The sequence below is a fragment of the Streptococcus parasanguinis genome, assembly GCF_009717775.1.
GTDB classification, from domain to species: Bacteria; Bacillota; Bacilli; order Lactobacillales; family Streptococcaceae; genus Streptococcus; species Streptococcus parasanguinis_AG.
This window is the reverse complement of the sequence record NZ_WMZF01000002.1, coordinates 205315-222314: the sequence shown is the minus strand read 5'-3', so window position 1 is coordinate 222314 and position 17000 is coordinate 205315. Positions and strand designations below refer to the sequence as shown.

Sequence of the window (17000 nt, the reverse complement as noted above, 5' to 3'; positions counted from 1 at the left end):
TTTCTCCTTATTCTTGATCTAGATGGGTTAGATCCAATTCTTGTTTGATTGGCTGTGGTTTCAACTTGTGCTGATCTTTATTGTATATTTGGCTAGTCTTTAAGAAATCATAATTGTTTTTCTTTTCAGTCGGTTCTGCCACTTCTGGTTCTCCTGCAGATTCGAACTCTGCAAGGATCAACTGATCTTGTCGTAATCGTTTGCTATATTTCAATAATTCACCCGGATTTTCCTTTTGGAAGGGAGCCGTTGGCTGACCAGGTTTTCGTTCAGAAATAAATGGTTTTTTCCGTTTACTTGTAGTAGCTGCTGGATCCGTTGTCAGATAGGGGGCTGTGCGTTTCTTTTTCAGATCTTCACGAGCGCGCTCTCTCGCTTCCTCTGCATAACGATTGGCTGGGCTTTTTTTATCAATCGGCTCTTTAAAATCAGGTTTTCTTACTGGCCGTCTTTTCGGTAGGGGCTCTTCTAGTGGTTGGTGGTAAGGATGCTTAGGTTTGGTATTTTCAGCAATCGGTTGCCATTCCAAATAATTTTTATCCACATAGTCGCCTGTAATGTTACTAATCAAGTCTGTTTCATCATACAGGTTCATGTGGGGCATCTCTGTTAACATCAACTCATTATCCCCTACTTGAGGAAAATATTTTTCTGTCATGCTTTCTTCCTTTCGACACTCCATTAATTATAAACTATTCACAGAATTTTTCAAGCTATTCTGACTGAATTCCAAGAATCTCACGAATTTCCTCAACCGATAAACTAGATCGTGTTTCCGTTCCGTCTAAAATCGTTGAGACCAAGTGTCTTTTGGAAGCTTGTAGTTCTTGGATTTTTTCTTCGATCGTACCACGAGTAATCATGCGGTAAACTTCAACATTTTGTTCCTGTCCCATTCGATGGGCACGTCCAATAGCCTGGTCTTCCACTGCAGGATTCCACCACAAATCGACTAAGATGACCGTATCGGCACCAGTGAGGTTCAATCCAACCCCTCCAGCCTTCAGAGAAATGAGAAAAGCATGGCGCTCACCTGCATTAAAAGCATTGGTCATTTCTTGACGATCTTTAGCGGGAGTGGATCCCGTGATTTTAAAGGAGGTCATGCCAAGCTGGTCAATTTCCTGCTCTAGGATATCCAGCATGCCTCTAAATTGAGAGAAGATCAAAACCCGGTGTTCGCCATCCTTGATTTGACCCAAAAGATCTCGAATGCTCTCCAATTTCCCACTATCTCCTTGATAATCTTCCATAAAGAGGGCCGGAGTATCACAGATTTGGCGAAGGCGCATGAGGCCAGAGAGAATTTCCACCTTGCTCCGATTTAGTTCTTCCTCACTAGAGCTTCGAACCCGATCTTGAATTTGTTTTAATTGAGCCAAATAGATCGTTTTTTGACTTTCATCCAACTCATTGTGATAGGTTGTTTCAATCAAGTCCGGTAATTCTTGGAGCACTTCATCTTTTTTCCGTCTCAGGACGAAAGGTTTGACAAATCGCGCAATGGTCTCAGGACTCAATTTTTGAAATTCTTTTTTAGCTGGGAAGAGCCCTGGAAGGACAATTTGGAAAATGGACCAGAGTTCACCCACATGATTTTCAATCGGTGTCCCAGATAGGGCAAACACATGCGGAACCTCAAAGCCACGTAAGTGTTGGGCAATCTTGGTTTGGGCATTTTTCATGACCTGGGCTTCATCTAGAATCAAGTACTCATACTGATTCTTCTGGTATTCCTCCACATCTTGACGGAAAGACGCGTAACTAGTGATAACTACCTGTGGATTGGTTGCGATGAGTTCATCTCGGTGCTGCTTGAGACCATAGACGACTGCCACTTCCATCTGAGGAGCGAATTTTGAAAATTCTTGTTTCCAGTTGTAGATGAGACTAGATGGAGCTAGAATCAAGATTTTAGTTTCTTTTTTTACAACACTGGTCAAAAAGGAAATAGTCTGCAGGGTTTTCCCAAGCCCCATATCATCCGCTAAAATACCACCAAAACCATAATGATTTAGCATGGAGAACCATTTAACCCCTGTTTCTTGGTAATCCCTTAGGGTCGCTTGGATTGTCATCTGAGGGAGTTGGAAGTCTTCTGGATGAGTCAGATCATGAGCTAAATTTCGAAATTCTTCTGAAAAATGAACATTGTCTTGATCTGCCAACAAATCAGATAGCTGATAAGCAGCAATCCGGCGGGCTTGTAGTTTCCCACCCTTGCTCATTCTCGCCCGCAGATCTGCTAAGGCTCGACTGATCTTCTTGGTTTCTTCATCAAAGACAAGAACTTTCCCTGTATGGCTGACAAAATAGTCTTTTTGCCCTACTAGAGCTTTGAGGACCTGGTCCACTTCGGCTGGATCCACACTTTCAAAGTCAAAACCGATCTCCAGTAGACTGCCATTGGTTTTAACATCAATTTTTGGACGCTCCACTTGATAAAGATCTAAAAGGCTATCAGAGAGGGTAACCTCTCCTAAGGCTTCAAAAGTCGGGATCTGTTGGTGAAAGAATGGATAGATTTGCTCACTTGATAACGGACTTCTTTGGGAAGAAAAGTCGTCTGTAAAACCTGCTGCTAGCATGGTTGAAAAGACTTCTTGCTCCTTATCGAAATCACTGGAATAAGGAAGATTGAGGAGTTCCTCACGCGTAGTCACCACACGATCCTGGTATTGAAAAACTACATCCAGTAAAACAGTCTGGTCCTGTGCTAGATCAAAATGAAATTCTGGAGTGAAATCGTGGATTAAAAAGCTGGTCGGAGCTGTAATTTGTCCCAGTTTTTTGAACTCTTTTAAACTATAGGAAAGCTTTGTTTGGTCCGTTGGATCAAAATGCAGGCGTTTTTTGCGATCCTGATCCATTGGAAGATCTTGAATCGCCTTCCATAGGGTCCGCTGTTGGGGCGTCAGGTGATAGAAAACACCATTTCGAAACAGGTAAACAGCAGACTCGACAACCTTCACTTGTGGCTCCGTAATGATCAATTCGTAAAAATCACCATGGTCTTCCACTTGAAAATGAAAGAGATCTTCCTCCCCATGGACATCCTGAAAATAGACTTCAGAAAAATCATACATGCTATATTGCAGGAGAAAAGAGTCCAAATTCATTAGTAATTCTACAGCTTCTTCAAAGAGAGTCGGTGGAAAATAAAGATGGCGCCCCGCATTGGGAAAGAAATCTTGCTCTTTCGATCCACTATCTGTGACCAATCCTTGTAGGAAATTAATCACATCCTGACTAGGCCCATCAAATTCTAAGTAAGAAATGGGTTCATAGTAACTTTTGCCAATTGCAAAATGGCCTTCTTTCTGAAGGGTCTGCAAAAAAGCTAGCACATCTCTGATCACATAAGAACGCTCGTCTGGCAAGCGACGAATGCGAAGGGTCCACAAGAATTGACCAGAGTATTCATCCTCCTGCCCGACTGCTGATAAGACATAGCGAGTTTCTTTCTTTTCGATTTTTGGAAGGACCTGGTCTAAAAACAAACTTCCAAAAGAGACCTTCTCCTGCGTTTCTTCAGTCGCCGTGGCGTCTTCTTCAAGACTTGCAAGAGCTGCTTTCCCACTGTCATCATTCTTCAAAAAAGCTTCCACAGCTGCTAGATGCGTACAGAATTTTTTCTTTTGAAAGAAAGCACAGCTACAAAAAACAGCATCGTCGTCCAAACTGTACCGCAAGCTTTCTTCTTCCACCCGAAAATATAGGTATTTTTCTTTTACTTCCTGAAGGGAAACTTTCCCAGCTTCATAGAGAAGGCTCCCTTGTGAACGAACCTTCCCAGGAATTAATTTTGCCATGTTTACCACCTTAGATTAATCCCTTTATTATACCATATTTAAGAAAAAATTAGAAAAGATAATTTTACTATTAAAAGGATTTTAACTTACTTTTAGAAAAAAACTGAGACAGTCTTGTCCCAACTTTTCACCTGATTTCGTAATAGAGTTACCTCAATCAGCTATCCATGATTTTTCTCTTTTAACCGTCTGAGCGAACAATAGACAGAATAGATAAATAGAGAGGAGAAAGATCCCGATAGCCCACAGAAAAAGACAAAAAACAAGACCTATTGTTTAATAAAATCCCCAACAATAGGATCAAGAGCTCCAAGCTTACGATCGAACCGAGAAACAAGAGATACAGATAGATTTTAAATAATAAGTATACAAACCTAAAGCTCTCATGATCTTCATGAGTTTACTCTACTCATCCTTAAAAAAAGCAACGCTTATGCGCTACTTTTAGTTGTTTTCATAGTTGGAAGAATGAGCATTTTATCATTTGAAATATCCTTCTCCACTTTGATCCATTTGTCTCGTATTCCCTACTTCCGTTTTCGCGCAATCAAATGGATCGGAGTTCCTTCAAAAACAAAGGCCTTGCGAATTTGGTTCTCCAAGAAACGGAGGTATGAGAAGTGCATCAGTTCTTCTTCGTTAACAAAGACCACAAAAGTTGGCGGCTTGGTTGCCACTTGTGTCGCATAGAAGATCTTGAGGCGTTTTCCTTTGTCGGTCGGAGTTGGATTAATGGCAATGGCATCCATAATCACATCGTTCAAGACAGCTGAAGGAATCCGTGTATTTTGACTCTCACTGATCTGTTTAATCATCTCTGGCAACTTGTGCAAGCGTTGTTTGGTTAAGGCAGAGACAAAAACAATCGGCGCATAAGAAAGGTATTGGAATTGATCGCGAATGTCATCTTCCCACTGCTTCATGGTATGGTTGTCTTTTTCAATAGTATCCCATTTATTGACAACAATGATCATACCTTTACCAGCTTCATGAGCAAAGCCAGCGATCCGCTTGTCATACTCCCGAATCCCTTCTTCGGCATTAATGACCATCAAAACCACATCTGAACGATCGATGGCACGCATGGCACGCATGACAGAATATTTCTCTGTGTTTTCATAGATTTTACCAGATTTACGCATACCAGCTGTATCGATCATGGTAAATTCTTGGCCATCTGCATCGGTAAAATGAGTATCGATGGCATCACGTGTAGTTCCAGCAACAGGGCTTGCGATGACCCGGTCTTCACCTAGGATCGCATTGATCAAGCTTGATTTTCCAACGTTTGGGCGACCAATCAAGCTAAATTTGATGATATCTGGATTTTCTTCTTCTGTTTCATTCGGAAGATTTTCAATAATGGCATCAAGCACATCCCCAGTTCCGATCCCGTGGACAGAGGATACCGGTAGTGGCTCACCCAGTCCTAAGGCATAAAAGTCATAGATATCATTGCGCATCTCTGGGTTATCCACCTTGTTGACTGCAAGAATCACCGGTTTATGGGTCTTATACAAGATACGAGTGACATATTCATCCGCGTCCGTGATCCCTTCTTTTCCAGAAACAACAAAGACGATCACATCTGCTTCGTCCATGGCGATTTCTGCTTGATGCTTGATTTGCTCCATAAATGGGGCATCTACGTCATCAATTCCCCCTGTATCAATGATACTAAATTTCCGATTCAACCACTCAGCTGTTGCATAAATGCGGTCACGAGTGACTCCTTCTACATCCTCAACGATGGAAATCCGCTCACCGGCAATCCGGTTAAAGAGCGTCGATTTTCCGACATTGGGACGGCCTACAATCGCAATAGTTGGTAGGGCCATGATTTCCTCTTTTCTAATGAAAGGCGAGACTTCGGTTCAAGAACGCCTCTCTTCATTTCATAATAGTTTGTGTTTTTCTAGTAGTTTTTTGGTCTCTTCTTGTTCAGGTTGACCAAATTGAGCTGCCAGGCGCTCGCTCCAGCTGTCGGTTGCACGCGCTCCAGCATAATCTGCCTGAACCTTGTCATAGGCAGTCACAATTGATAGGTCTTGTTCTTGGTATTCTTCTTCAAAAGCAACCTGCTCCAATGGCAAACGTGGTTTCACTGCATGCTGCTGATTAGGTACTCCGAGAGCAATCCCAAAAACAGGGTAGGTATAATCTGGCAGACGGAAGAGTTCTGCGACTTCTTCTGAACAGTAACGCAACATGCCGATAATCACTCCACCATAGCCGAGACTTTCAGCTGCCAATAGCGTATTTTGAGCTGCTAGAGCCGCATCCACTGAGGTAATCAGTAAATTGTCTACCCCTTCAGGATGGAAATCCCGCTCATGAAGTTTGACAGCTTTTTCAGCACGGTTTAAATCTCCAACAAAGAGGAGAAAGACGGCTGACTGGCGAATCGCTTCTTGAGGAAGCAAGTCGTAGAGAGCTTCTTTCTTTTCCTTGCTTTTGACCACAATCACAGAATAAGACTGAAAGTTTTTCCAACTTGATGCCATCTGCCCAGCTGATAAAATTTCCTTGAGGTCATCTTCTTTGATGGCTTCTTCCTTAAAACGGCGAACAGAAAAATGAGATTTCATTAAACGGATGGTTTCATTCATCGGCGATTGACTCCTTCCAGATGGATTTCCTTGGCTAAAAATTTCACGCGCTCCATGACCCGTTTGGCCTGCCAGGTTTCATCTCCATTGCGCGAAGCCGCAAAATGACGTTCCAACTCTTCAAAATTAAAGTTAGAAGTAAAGAAGGTTGGGAGATTTTCCTGCATTCGGTGCTGCAAAATCACCTGTAAGATTTCATCTCGCACCCAGGCTGACATCTGTTCCGCACCGATATCATCGAGAATTAAAATTTCGGCTTTTTTCACCTGATCGACGGTTTCTTTGACCAAGCCTGAACTGATGGCATTTTTGACATCGATCGCAAAACTTGGGAAATGAAGTAGGGTAGTAGAGGCCTGACGTTTTTCGGATAAATCATGAGCCAAGGCTGCCATCATGTAGCTCTTTCCTACTCCAAAATCACCATAGAGGTAGATCCCCTTTTGATATTCCGGATAGTTGGCTACAAAATTGGCTAATTCTTCAAAGGCCTCAAATCGTCCCTTATCATCGAGCTCTACCTTGGCTAGACTCGCTTCTTTCAAGGTTGAAGGGAGATTGATCAAGTTGAGACGTTGGTTGATCGCAGCTCGTTTTTGGGCTTCGATTAACTCTGGCGTTTCCTCATAAGCGACATCTGCATAGCCTTCATTCATGGTGAGGATGGGCTTATAACCTTTGGCAATATAATCCGGATCTCCCAATAAGAAACGGTTGCGTTCACTAATGTATTGATTAAATTTTGAAATACTCCGTCGAATTTCTTGTTCAGACAAAGACTGGTCCTTGATAAAGGCAGCTACTTCTTGGTCTGCCAAGATCTGTGCGACCAAATCCTCATAGTTAAATTGACGCGCACGGTTCATGTGAGACATGGTTTGACCTACACTTTCCATCTACTCACCTCCTTGATTCAGTTTTTCTAACAGACGTTGTTTCTCTTTAGCAAGATCCACCTTTTCTGCTTGGCTGGTTTGATTTTGATAATTTGGTTGACTCCACTTGGGAACATTGCTGTGCTTGCCCTTGGCTGATGTAGGACTCGTCCCCTTGTTTCCTTGACCCTTAGCTTGTTCCTGGCGTTCTCGAACTTTTAAAATCGCCAGTTCTGCACTGTTGACCCCTTGATAAGAAAAATCATTTCCTACCTTCAAAGCATACTTTTCATTGAGATTAGCAGACTGGGTCTTATTAAAGGTCAACAATAAGATGATATTGATCACCTCATCTAGTAAGCCTAGATCAGCTAACTTGGATAAAGTCTTGCGTTCGCTCTGCGTAATGGTCGCATTGCGCGCCTTCTTAATCTCCGCTAGAAATTGTAGGCTGGATTTTGCCTTAGCTTCCCTCAGAATAGTTTCTTCCTGACGGCTATAGGACATGCGTGGTTGCTCTTGGCTAGCCTGAGCCAACTTTTGCTTCATTCTCTTTGGAGAGACAATCCGGTCTACAGCCGTTTCTTTTGCTAGGAGATAGGTTTCATACCAGGTCCATTGTTGCTCTTCTGCGATGGCAAAGAGGGCTAGGGTTGCCTCTCCTTCATCCGCAAAACGAAGCCCATCACGCCCCATCATTCGCTTAAACATCTCCATATCAAACTGCTGTTTCTTGCTTGGAACAACAGTCACCTCACCAGCATCTAGTCCAAAGACTTGCGAGAAGGAAACTTGCCGTCTAGTCCCTAAAGAGCGTGCTGGGAGCAGATCCTCCACGGCCTTTTCCCCAATCTTTTTTTCAAGCAAGCGTTTGAAAACAGCATTCGAAAAAAATTGTTCTGAGGCAAGAGGAGCATGTAACTGGATGGTGATCCCAACTTCTTCCTCATAGAGATCGATCAACCCCATAGCAATTAAGCGATCAAAGGCGAGTAGCAACTGTGGAAATCCTATATTTAAGTGATTGAGGATTTGAGCAAGTAAATATTGTTTTTCACCCTGATCATAAGAGGCGAGCAGATAACGATAAACTGCTACCGTTTCCGTCTCCAAAATAGGCAGGTAATATTGCTCCAATGCAGCCCCTGCCGGTGGAAGAAGATTATTTTTTAAAAATGCGAAAGGCGTATTGGGCTTCATCTATTTTTCCTTTTTCTTCTTGGTTCCCTTCGTAATTTGTTTCAAGAGGGTCTCTAACTCACCGACATCCTTGAAACTCCGGTAAACACTAGCAAAACGGACATAGGTGATCTCATCTAGATCTGCTAACTCATCCATGACCAACGAACCAATATATTCACTGTTGATTTCATTATCACTTTGGCTGCGAACCTTTTGCTCGATCCGGTTTACAATTTCTTCGATTTCGTCACTAGAAACAGGCCGTTTTTGAGCTGAGCGGATAATACCATTAAAGATTTTATCACGAGAAAATTGCTCGCGTGTCCCATCCTTTTTGACGACCACTAGAGTCCGCTCTTCCACTCGTTCGTAGGTAGTAAAGCGATAATGGCACTCTTCGCATTCCCTGCGACGACGGATGGTATTCCCATCTTCAGCTTGTCGACTATCCACCACACTAGACTTACTTCCACCACATTTTGGACAACGCATTTGCTACCTCCTTAAACTGTTTTAACACTTCATTTTACCATAAATTGAATCGTAAAGAAAGCAGAAGAACAGGAGAATCCCCTATACTTGCTCCTCATTGATCCATAAAAAAGAGTCGAAGGACGATTGAATAAAATCGTTTTCCTTTCGACTCTCCATTTATATTAAAGCGATAATTCAGCTTCTAAGCCATAGTGATCACTGACATGGGGTTTGTTTTGACCATCAAAAATGACATGTAGACGCTGGATGTCCCATTCTGGACTTGCAAAGACGTAATCGATTCGCAATGGAACTTGATTATCCGTCCAGCCATCGATTCCAGGACCTACAGTATAAGTCCCCTTTGTTTCTTTGGCTTCGATAAAACTATCTTGAAGTTTTAGCGAACTGGATAGAATCGTTTCATACCCTTCTTGACCAGCAGGATTATTGAAATCACCAGCTAGAATAAAAGGTTTGCCTACTTGGCTGAAGTAGTTCTCAATGCGTGGCCACTCAAATTGGAAACCTTTGTCCCACCAAGAAAGATGGACGCTGGCAACAGCAATCTCTTTGCCATCTACACTTGTATGGGCAACGGCTACTCGACGAGTATGGTAGTCCGTTGGATCATCCATATTGGATACCAAAATCTCATCCGCCTTCAAGGGTTGACGCGAAAGAACGGCTACACCCTCATTGAGGTGATCATAGCCAATATGGTTGTAGGCCCAAGTCCAATAATAGTGGAGTCCTTGAGCAGCTAACTCTTCAACCAATACGCGAACAAAGTGATCCTTGTGAATCGCTACAGATGACGGCAAGGCTTGATAATACTCATCTGTTTCGACTGCTTCTGAGGCCATTTCTTGATTGACCTCTTGGAAACAGATCACATCATATTGCGCTTCTAAAATTTGTTCCTTGAGGGTTTCAAATTTTTGCTGAGCATTCTCTTCCATCCAACTATGGGAATTTAATGTTAAAAATTTCATCCCCTGATTTCTCCTTCTCTCCAAATCAAGAAACGGCAAGAGGCCGGGTGCACTGTCCCAACCTCATTTTCTTTGCCGACGTCTCTTATAATTCGACCGTTGCAACTGGCGCATTTGCTGCCAATTTACCTGTATGTTCGACCTTAACCGATTTAATCGCATCTGCATTTGTGAAGACAACAATTGTTGAAGTTTCACGACCAGCTGCACGGATTGCATCAAGGTCTGCTTCTACCAAGAGGTCCCCAGCAGCCACTGTTTGACCTTCAGAAACTTTAACCTCGAATGGTTTTCCTTCAAGACTAACTGTATCTAGACCGATATGAACCAAGACTTCCAAACCATTATCTGTTACCAAACCAAGGGCATGTTTGGTTGGGAAGACACTAGTAACTTTACCAGCAACTGGTGAAACGATGTGGCCATTTTCAGGCTCAACTGCAAATCCGTCTCCCATCATTTTTTGTGAGAATACAGGATCTTTCACATCTTCGATGTTGATCACTTCACCATCTGCAACAGAGTTAACTTCATCAGTTACCCCTTTAAAGGTTGCTTCAGCCTTTTGAACTGCTGTCATTTGGCTAGGAAGTGTTTCAGGAATAACTTCACCTGAATCAAGAACGTCTTGGATATCAGATTTCAATACGTCAGCTTTAGGTCCGTAGATCGCTTGGACACCTTGTCCTTTCATGACAAGACCCATAGCGCCTTCAGCTTTCCATTGTTCTTCTGTTCCGACTTTTTCAGCGTCCTTAACGGTTACACGAAGACGAGTCATACATGCGTCAACGTCTACGATATTGGCACGTCCACCAAGAAGGTTAATAATGTTAATGACTTGTGAGCTTGCTGAGCTTGTAGCTGCACCTGCTGCTGCACCATCTCCTGCAGGGGCATCATCATTTTGTTCATAGTTACCGTTACGTCCTGGAGTTGCATAATTGAATTTCTTAATCATGAAGTTAGCAATGAAGTACATGATAAAGGCAAAGAGGACTGTTACCCATACAAAGTTAAAGATATCTAATGCCAAACCAGCATTGATGGCCATTGGGGTACGTGTCAAGAATTCGATTGAACCGAATGAGTGGACACGAAGGTGAACCAAGTCAGCCATTGCAAAGGCAGCCCCTTGAACAAGAGCATAGATGATGTACAATGGTGTAGCAATAAACATGAACATGTATTCAATTGGTTCTGTTACACCTGTCAAGAATGTTGCAAGGGCAGTTGCAAAAAGCATCCCTTTGTATTTTTCTTTTTTATCTGGATCCACATTGCGATAGATAGCAACTACAACCCCCATCAAGATACCAAATGATCCAATCATTTGACCAACTTTGAAACGAGCTGGTGTGTACGCATGAAGCAAGTGTTGGTATTGGCTAGGATCTGCCTTCTTCAAGTTAACAAGGTCTGTTACCCAAGCTAACCAAAGTGGATCTTGTCCAAATACAGTTGTTCCTTTGGCAGCACCTGTAAGAACTTGGTAGCTACCACCCAATTGAGTATAGTTGATTGGAATGGTCAACATGTGGTGAAGACCAAACGGCAAGAGAAGACGTTCCAAGGTACCAAACAAGAATGGTGCCAATACTGGAGCTGTTGATTGTGAGTTGGCGATCCAGACACCGAATCCATTAATTCCTGATTGAACCACTGGCCACAAGGCTGCCAAAACCAAGGCTGTAAGAGCTGAACGAACGATAACAACGAATGGGACAAAGCGCTTCCCGTTAAAGAAAGAAAGGGCTTCTGGAAGTTTACGGTAGTTATAGTATTTATTGAAAGCAGTTGCTCCAACAAAACCTGAGATAATCCCTACAAACACCCCCATATTAAGTGCCGGTGCTTCAAGGACACTAATGAAGTAGTCTGCAACTTTAATTGATCCACCTAAGATCGTATGAACGGTAGCATCCTTATCAGCCAACATTGCAGATGTAACTCCAAAAACTGCACCGGTAATACGGTTAATCAAGATGAAAGAGAGACCAGCCGCAAAGGCACCCCCAGCACGCTCTTTGGCCCAGCTACCACCGATAGCGAGTGCAAAGAGGATGTGAAGGTTACCGATAACCCCCCAACCGATTTGTTCGAGAATCCCACCTGTAATAACAAGTGGAGATAAATTCGGGTTGATCATAGGGATTGATTTCCCGATTGAAATCATCAACCCAGCAGCTGGCATGACAGCGATAACGACCATCAAGGCCTTACCAAACTTCTGCCAGAATTCAAAGCTAAATAAACTTTTGAATGATCCTTTATTCATCATTCAACCTCCTTATATTGTTTAAGGCTTTTGTTTTTAAGAAAACGTTTGCGCTTAATTTGTTTCTAGTATACCACATTTTAAAAATTTGTAAAGCCTTACATTCATTTTTTTCTCTAAATTTTATCTTTTTTTATCTTTTTTTAGCCAAATCCTTTTTTAAACCCATCCTTTCCAAACGCAAACGTTTCCCTTGAGTCATAAAAATATTCGAACCCTCTAAGGGTTCGAATATTTTATTCTAATGTGTCTTGCATGGCATAGCCAATCCCACGAACGGTCTTAATATAGCTTTTTTGACCGGGTAGATCAATTTTCCCACGGAGATAACGGATATAGACGTCCACAATATTAGTCTCACCTGTACTCTCGTACTTCCAGACACTTTCCAACAACTGATCTCGTGTCACCACCCCTTTGCTTCCCATCAGAGTCGCTAAGAGATCATACTCTCTGCGGGTTAAACTAATCATGTCTTTCCCACGATAGACGGTATGGTGTTCCACATCAATGCGCAAATTGCGGTATGATGTTGGGATTTTCATCTGGCTACAATGTTGGTCAATATAATCACGTCCTCTAAAAATGGCTGTGATCTTATCTACCAAATCGCTGATAATAAAGGGTTTAACCATATAGGAAACGGCAAAGCGCTGAATACTCTCTTTGTGCTCAGCAATTTTTTCGCGGCTATCCAAAACAATCAAAACAGAAGCTGGGCGAATCCGACTGATTTCCTCTGCGAATGTTTCACCAGACATATCTGACAAATCGTAATTAAACAAGATCAGATCATATTTGGTCGCAGCAATCAAAGCCAGACCCGCTTTTCCATCCTCGACCACATCAACTTGATACCCTTCTTTTTGAAGTTCCAAATCAATGAAGCGCGCGATTTGCTTCTCATTTTCTACTAGTAGAACTCGTTTGACCATAGAGCAAGATTATTTTTCGTCGTACCAAGAATAGTGGAAGGTACCTTCTTTGTCTTTACGTTGGTATGTGTGAGCACCAAAGTAGTCACGTTGTGCTTGGATCAAGTTCGCTGGAAGATCCGCTGAACGGTAGCTATCGAAGTAAGTGATGGCTGCTGAGAAGGTTGGTACAGGTACACCGGCTTGAACAGCAAGAGCTACAATGTCACGAACTGATTGTTGGTACTTAGCAGTGACATCTAAGAAGTACTCATCCAATAGAAGGTTAGCAAGATCTGCATCGCGGTTGTAAGCATCTGTGATCTTTTGCAAGAAACGAGAACGGATGATACATCCATCGCGCCAGATAGATGCGATGTCCGCAAATGGCAAGTTCCAGTTGTTTTCTTTAGAAGCAACACGCAATTGCGCAAAACCTTGTGCGTAAGAGATGATTTTTGAGAAGTAAAGGGCTTGACGAATTTTTTCGATCAACTCAGCCTTGTCTCCTTCAAATTTGAATGCAGCTGGTTTTGGAAGAACCTTGCTAGCATGTACACGTTCTTCTTTGTAGGCAGAGATGTAACGGGCAAATACTGACTCAGTGATGAGTGACAATGGCACACCAAGGTCAAGCGCTGATTGGCTAGTCCATTTACCAGTTCCTTTGTTTCCTGCAGCGTCCAAGATGTAGTCTACGATTGGTCCATCTTGACCTTCGTCGTCTTTGCGTTTCAAGATGTCCGCAGTGATTTCGATCAAGTAGCTGTCCAATTCACCCTTGTTCCATTCAGTGAAGATTTCAGCCATGTCTTCTGCAGAAAGTCCAAGCAAGTGTTGCATGAGGTCATAGCTTTCTGCGATCAATTGCATATCCCCGTACTCGATCCCGTTGTGGACCATTTTCACGTAGTGACCAGCTCCATCAGGACCGATGTAAGTCACACATGGTTTTCCATCTTCAGGCGCTTTTGCAGAGATTTCTTCAAGAACGTCAGCTACCAAGTCATACGCTTCTTTTTGCCCACCAGGCATGATTGAAGGACCTTCAAGGGCACCTTTTTCCCCACCAGATACACCAGTACCGATAAAGTTAATCCCTGAGTTCGCCAACTCTTCGTTACGACGGATGGTATCTTTATAGAAAGTGTTTCCTCCGTCGATCAAGATATCACCTTTATCCAAATGTGGAAGAAGGGCTTGGATGGTTGCGTCAGTACCAGGTCCTGCTTGAACCATGAGCATGATACGACGTGGTTTTTCGATTGAGTTTACGAAGCTTTCGATATCATAGCTTGGCACAAAGTTCTTTTCAGGATGGCAAGCAACAACATCTTCTGTTTTTTCTTTACTACGGTTATAGATAGCAACTGTGTATCCACGAGATTCAATATTAAGGGCAAGGTTACGACCCATTACGGCCATACCAACAACACCAAAGTTTGCTTTTGTCATGTGACACTCCTCTTTATAGTTTGCCTATATTCTACCATTTTTTGACATCAAATGAAAGTAGAAAATCATACCCTGCCCCTTCATGTAGAAAAGATAGCCCCTATCTACTTTGAAGCAAAAAACAAAAAGTGCCTGAGTTACAGTCCTCAGACACTTTCTGATGAATGACATTAATCTTCTTTTGAAGCTAACTCTTCTGCTTCAATGACCGGTTGTTCTCCTTCTTTGAGTTTGTTGACCGTCATATTAACTCCAAGAGCTCCTGCTAGCAATTGACGAATATCAAATCCGGCTCCTTGAGAGACTTGGTCGATACTTTGCATAATATCTCCCACCATCTTAGAAGCATTGCCTTCCCCGTACATGGTGATCTTATCAACCTTGGTTAATGGTTCTGCGACAGCACGCGCAATTTCAGGCAACTTGTCAACGACCATTTCAGTAATGGCTGCTTCTTGCATTTTCTTCATCGCTTCGGCCTTTTGGTCCAAACCTTTGGCTTCGGCTTCCAGTTTCAAGCGAATGGCTTCAGCCTCGGCACGACCTTTAGCCTCAATAGCTTCGGCCTCTTGCAATTGGGCAAATTTCTCAGCTTCGGCTTGAGCTTTTCGAGCTTCGGCTTCTTTTTGTGTTTCGAAGAGTTCTGCTTCCGCCTTGCGTTGGCGTTCAATCAATTCTGCTTCTGCAGCTTGTTGACGCGCATATTTTTCAGCTTCAGCTTGTTTGCGGATGTTGGCATCCAATTCTTGCTCACGAACCTTAACTTCGCGCTCTTTGACTTCCGCTTCTTTTTCCTGTTTCATGATATTGGCTTCGGCTGCCACGCGCTCTTGTTCACGACGTTGCACTTCTGCCTCAATCCCTTTAGCGGCATCTGCTTTTGCTTGGGCAATATCTGCTTCTTGCTTGAGGGCTGCTTGTTTGAGTTTTAATTCGTTTTGTTTTTGCGCGATTTCAAGATCGGCAGCGACGCGTTTGTCGTTGGCCAATTTATCTTGTTCTGCTTCGACTTCCTTGCGTTCGCGTTCTGCTTTGGCTTTGGCAATCAAGGCATCTTTCTTAATGGTTTCAACATTTTCAATCCCGAGGTTATCGATGACTCCCCCTTCATCAGAGAAGGATTGAACCGTAAAGGCGATGACTTCTAGACCCATTTTAGCCAAGTCTGGTGCTACGTTATCTTGCACTTTTGAGGCAAACTCTTGACGGTCATTGACCATCTTACGGAGCTCCATCTGACCGATCACTTCCCGCAGGTTTCCTTCCAAGACATCTTGGACAGAGTTGGAAATATCTGTCGTATTCCAGTTCAAGAAGTTTTCTGCAGCCCGGGCAATCATTTCATCGGTTGTACCAATTTTTAATTTAACAGCTGCATCGGCACGGACGTTAATGAAGTCCAATGTTGGGACTGCTTCTGACGTCCGAACATCTGTCGAGAATTGCTCAATATCAAGATAAGAGCGTTGTTCGACAAAGGGAATCATAAAGCCAGCTTTCCCACGCAAGTGACGTTGCTTCCGAAGACCGGTAATGACCACGACTTCGTTGGGTTTAGCGTTCACATAACCTTTAACAAGCAAAATCAAAATAATAACTGCGACTATTAGGCCGGTAATCAACCAACCTGGAATAAATAAAGTATCCATACTTTTTCTCCTTTTTAGAGGTCTCCCCTCTGTTGTTTATTAATCCTAGTATATCAAAAGAAGGCCTTTCCTCAAAGAAAAGACCTGTATTTATGTCTAAATTTATCAAATGCAATCTCTAGCTTATTCTTCGTCAAACAAGCCATTTAGACCGGCGAAAGGACTGTTTTCTTCTTTCTTAATCGCTTGAGCGGCTTGGTATTCTTCTTCGGATAGGATTTTCCAATCATTGCCTTCGATAAAACCTTGTCCAGCCTCTTCTTCTGGAGTGAGAACCTTGAGAGGAATATTGAGCAGAATATTATCCGCTACACTCTCACTCAGGTCAATCTTCCCACCTTCGATTGGAAGGATCAAGTCTTCCTCTAGGGCCTCGATATCTGCGTCAGACTGTACATCCTCCGCAAACACCTCTGTTACAGGATAGCTCTCTTGAAGCTCAACAGGCTCCATGCTTCGGCTAGATGCCAAAACGATGGTATAGCTCAACTGGTAATCCAAGACATAGAGGCCTGTATCATAGGCTACTCGTCCTGTCGCTGTCACATTCTTTAAATCAAGAATTTCTGGATTACGCTTTTGCAATTCTTTGAGCAAATCCAACTCTTGATCAAAGGCTAGTCCTTCAGGATTTTTACGGATTTCTTGTGTAAATAGGTTCATTCTTTTGTCCTCAAATCTTCTAGATACTACTAGTATATCATGAAGCTGCCCCTCAACCAAGAAGTCTCCTCAAAAATTTGTTATAATCATGAAA

At 42.8% G+C, this 17000-nt stretch carries 13 protein-coding genes; all 13 read right to left on the bottom strand.

Annotation, left to right across the window (positions count from 1 at the left end; translation table 11 throughout):
* Positions 1–7: 7 nt before the first annotated feature.
* A complete protein-coding gene (zapJ, locus tag GMC92_RS05210) occupies positions 8–658 on the bottom strand; it encodes a divisome accessory protein ZapJ (protein ID WP_003017389.1) in 651 nt (216 codons plus the stop codon).
* A gap of 55 nt (positions 659–713) precedes the next feature.
* The gene (locus tag GMC92_RS05205) at positions 714–3812 is read right to left on the bottom strand and encodes a pilus expression-regulating Snf2 family helicase (RefSeq protein ID WP_155199922.1); all 3099 of its coding nucleotides are present in this window, start codon (positions 3810–3812) and stop codon (positions 714–716) included.
* Positions 3813–4339: 527 nt separating this feature from the next.
* Positions 4340–5650 carry a ribosome biogenesis GTPase Der gene (der, locus tag GMC92_RS05200; RefSeq protein ID WP_003005632.1) on the bottom strand — a complete coding sequence of 437 codons (1311 nt, stop codon included), beginning with the start codon at positions 5648–5650 and terminating at the stop codon, positions 4340–4342.
* A 57-nt stretch (positions 5651–5707) separates the two neighbouring features.
* Positions 5708–6421, bottom strand: coding sequence for a nitroreductase family protein (locus GMC92_RS05195; protein WP_155199921.1), 714 nt, complete (start codon positions 6419–6421; stop codon positions 5708–5710).
* Complete coding sequence (gene dnaI / locus GMC92_RS05190; RefSeq protein WP_003008404.1) at positions 6418–7317, bottom strand: primosomal protein DnaI; 900 nt, start codon at positions 7315–7317, stop codon at positions 6418–6420. The genes GMC92_RS05195 and dnaI overlap by 4 nt, the downstream gene beginning before the upstream one ends.
* Positions 7318–8496 carry a replication initiation and membrane attachment family protein gene (locus GMC92_RS05185; protein WP_155199920.1) on the bottom strand — a complete coding sequence of 393 codons (1179 nt, stop codon included), beginning with the start codon at positions 8494–8496 and terminating at the stop codon, positions 7318–7320. It lies immediately after the preceding gene.
* The gene (gene nrdR, locus GMC92_RS05180) at positions 8497–8970 is read right to left on the bottom strand and encodes a transcriptional regulator NrdR (protein WP_003005476.1); all 474 of its coding nucleotides are present in this window, start codon (positions 8968–8970) and stop codon (positions 8497–8499) included. It lies immediately after the preceding gene.
* Positions 8971–9134: 164 nt separating this feature from the next.
* Complete coding sequence (locus tag GMC92_RS05175) at positions 9135–9947, bottom strand: endonuclease/exonuclease/phosphatase family protein (RefSeq protein ID WP_155199919.1); 813 nt, start codon at positions 9945–9947, stop codon at positions 9135–9137.
* Positions 9948–10032: 85 nt separating this feature from the next.
* Entirely contained in the window at positions 10033–12225 is a 2193-nt protein-coding gene (locus GMC92_RS05170) for a PTS transporter subunit IIBC (protein WP_173019407.1), read from the bottom strand.
* A 236-nt stretch (positions 12226–12461) separates the two neighbouring features.
* Complete coding sequence (locus GMC92_RS05165; protein WP_049492430.1) at positions 12462–13160, bottom strand: response regulator transcription factor; 699 nt, start codon at positions 13158–13160, stop codon at positions 12462–12464.
* A 9-nt stretch (positions 13161–13169) separates the two neighbouring features.
* A complete protein-coding gene (gene gndA / locus GMC92_RS05160; RefSeq protein WP_049472054.1) occupies positions 13170–14594 on the bottom strand; it encodes an NADP-dependent phosphogluconate dehydrogenase in 1425 nt (474 codons plus the stop codon).
* A 170-nt stretch (positions 14595–14764) separates the two neighbouring features.
* Positions 14765–16243 carry a flotillin family protein gene (locus GMC92_RS05155; RefSeq protein ID WP_003005145.1) on the bottom strand — a complete coding sequence of 493 codons (1479 nt, stop codon included), beginning with the start codon at positions 16241–16243 and terminating at the stop codon, positions 14765–14767.
* Between the two features lie 123 nt (positions 16244–16366).
* Positions 16367–16906, bottom strand: coding sequence for a YceD family protein (locus GMC92_RS05150; protein WP_003005275.1), 540 nt, complete (start codon positions 16904–16906; stop codon positions 16367–16369).
* Positions 16907–17000 lie beyond the last annotated feature (94 nt).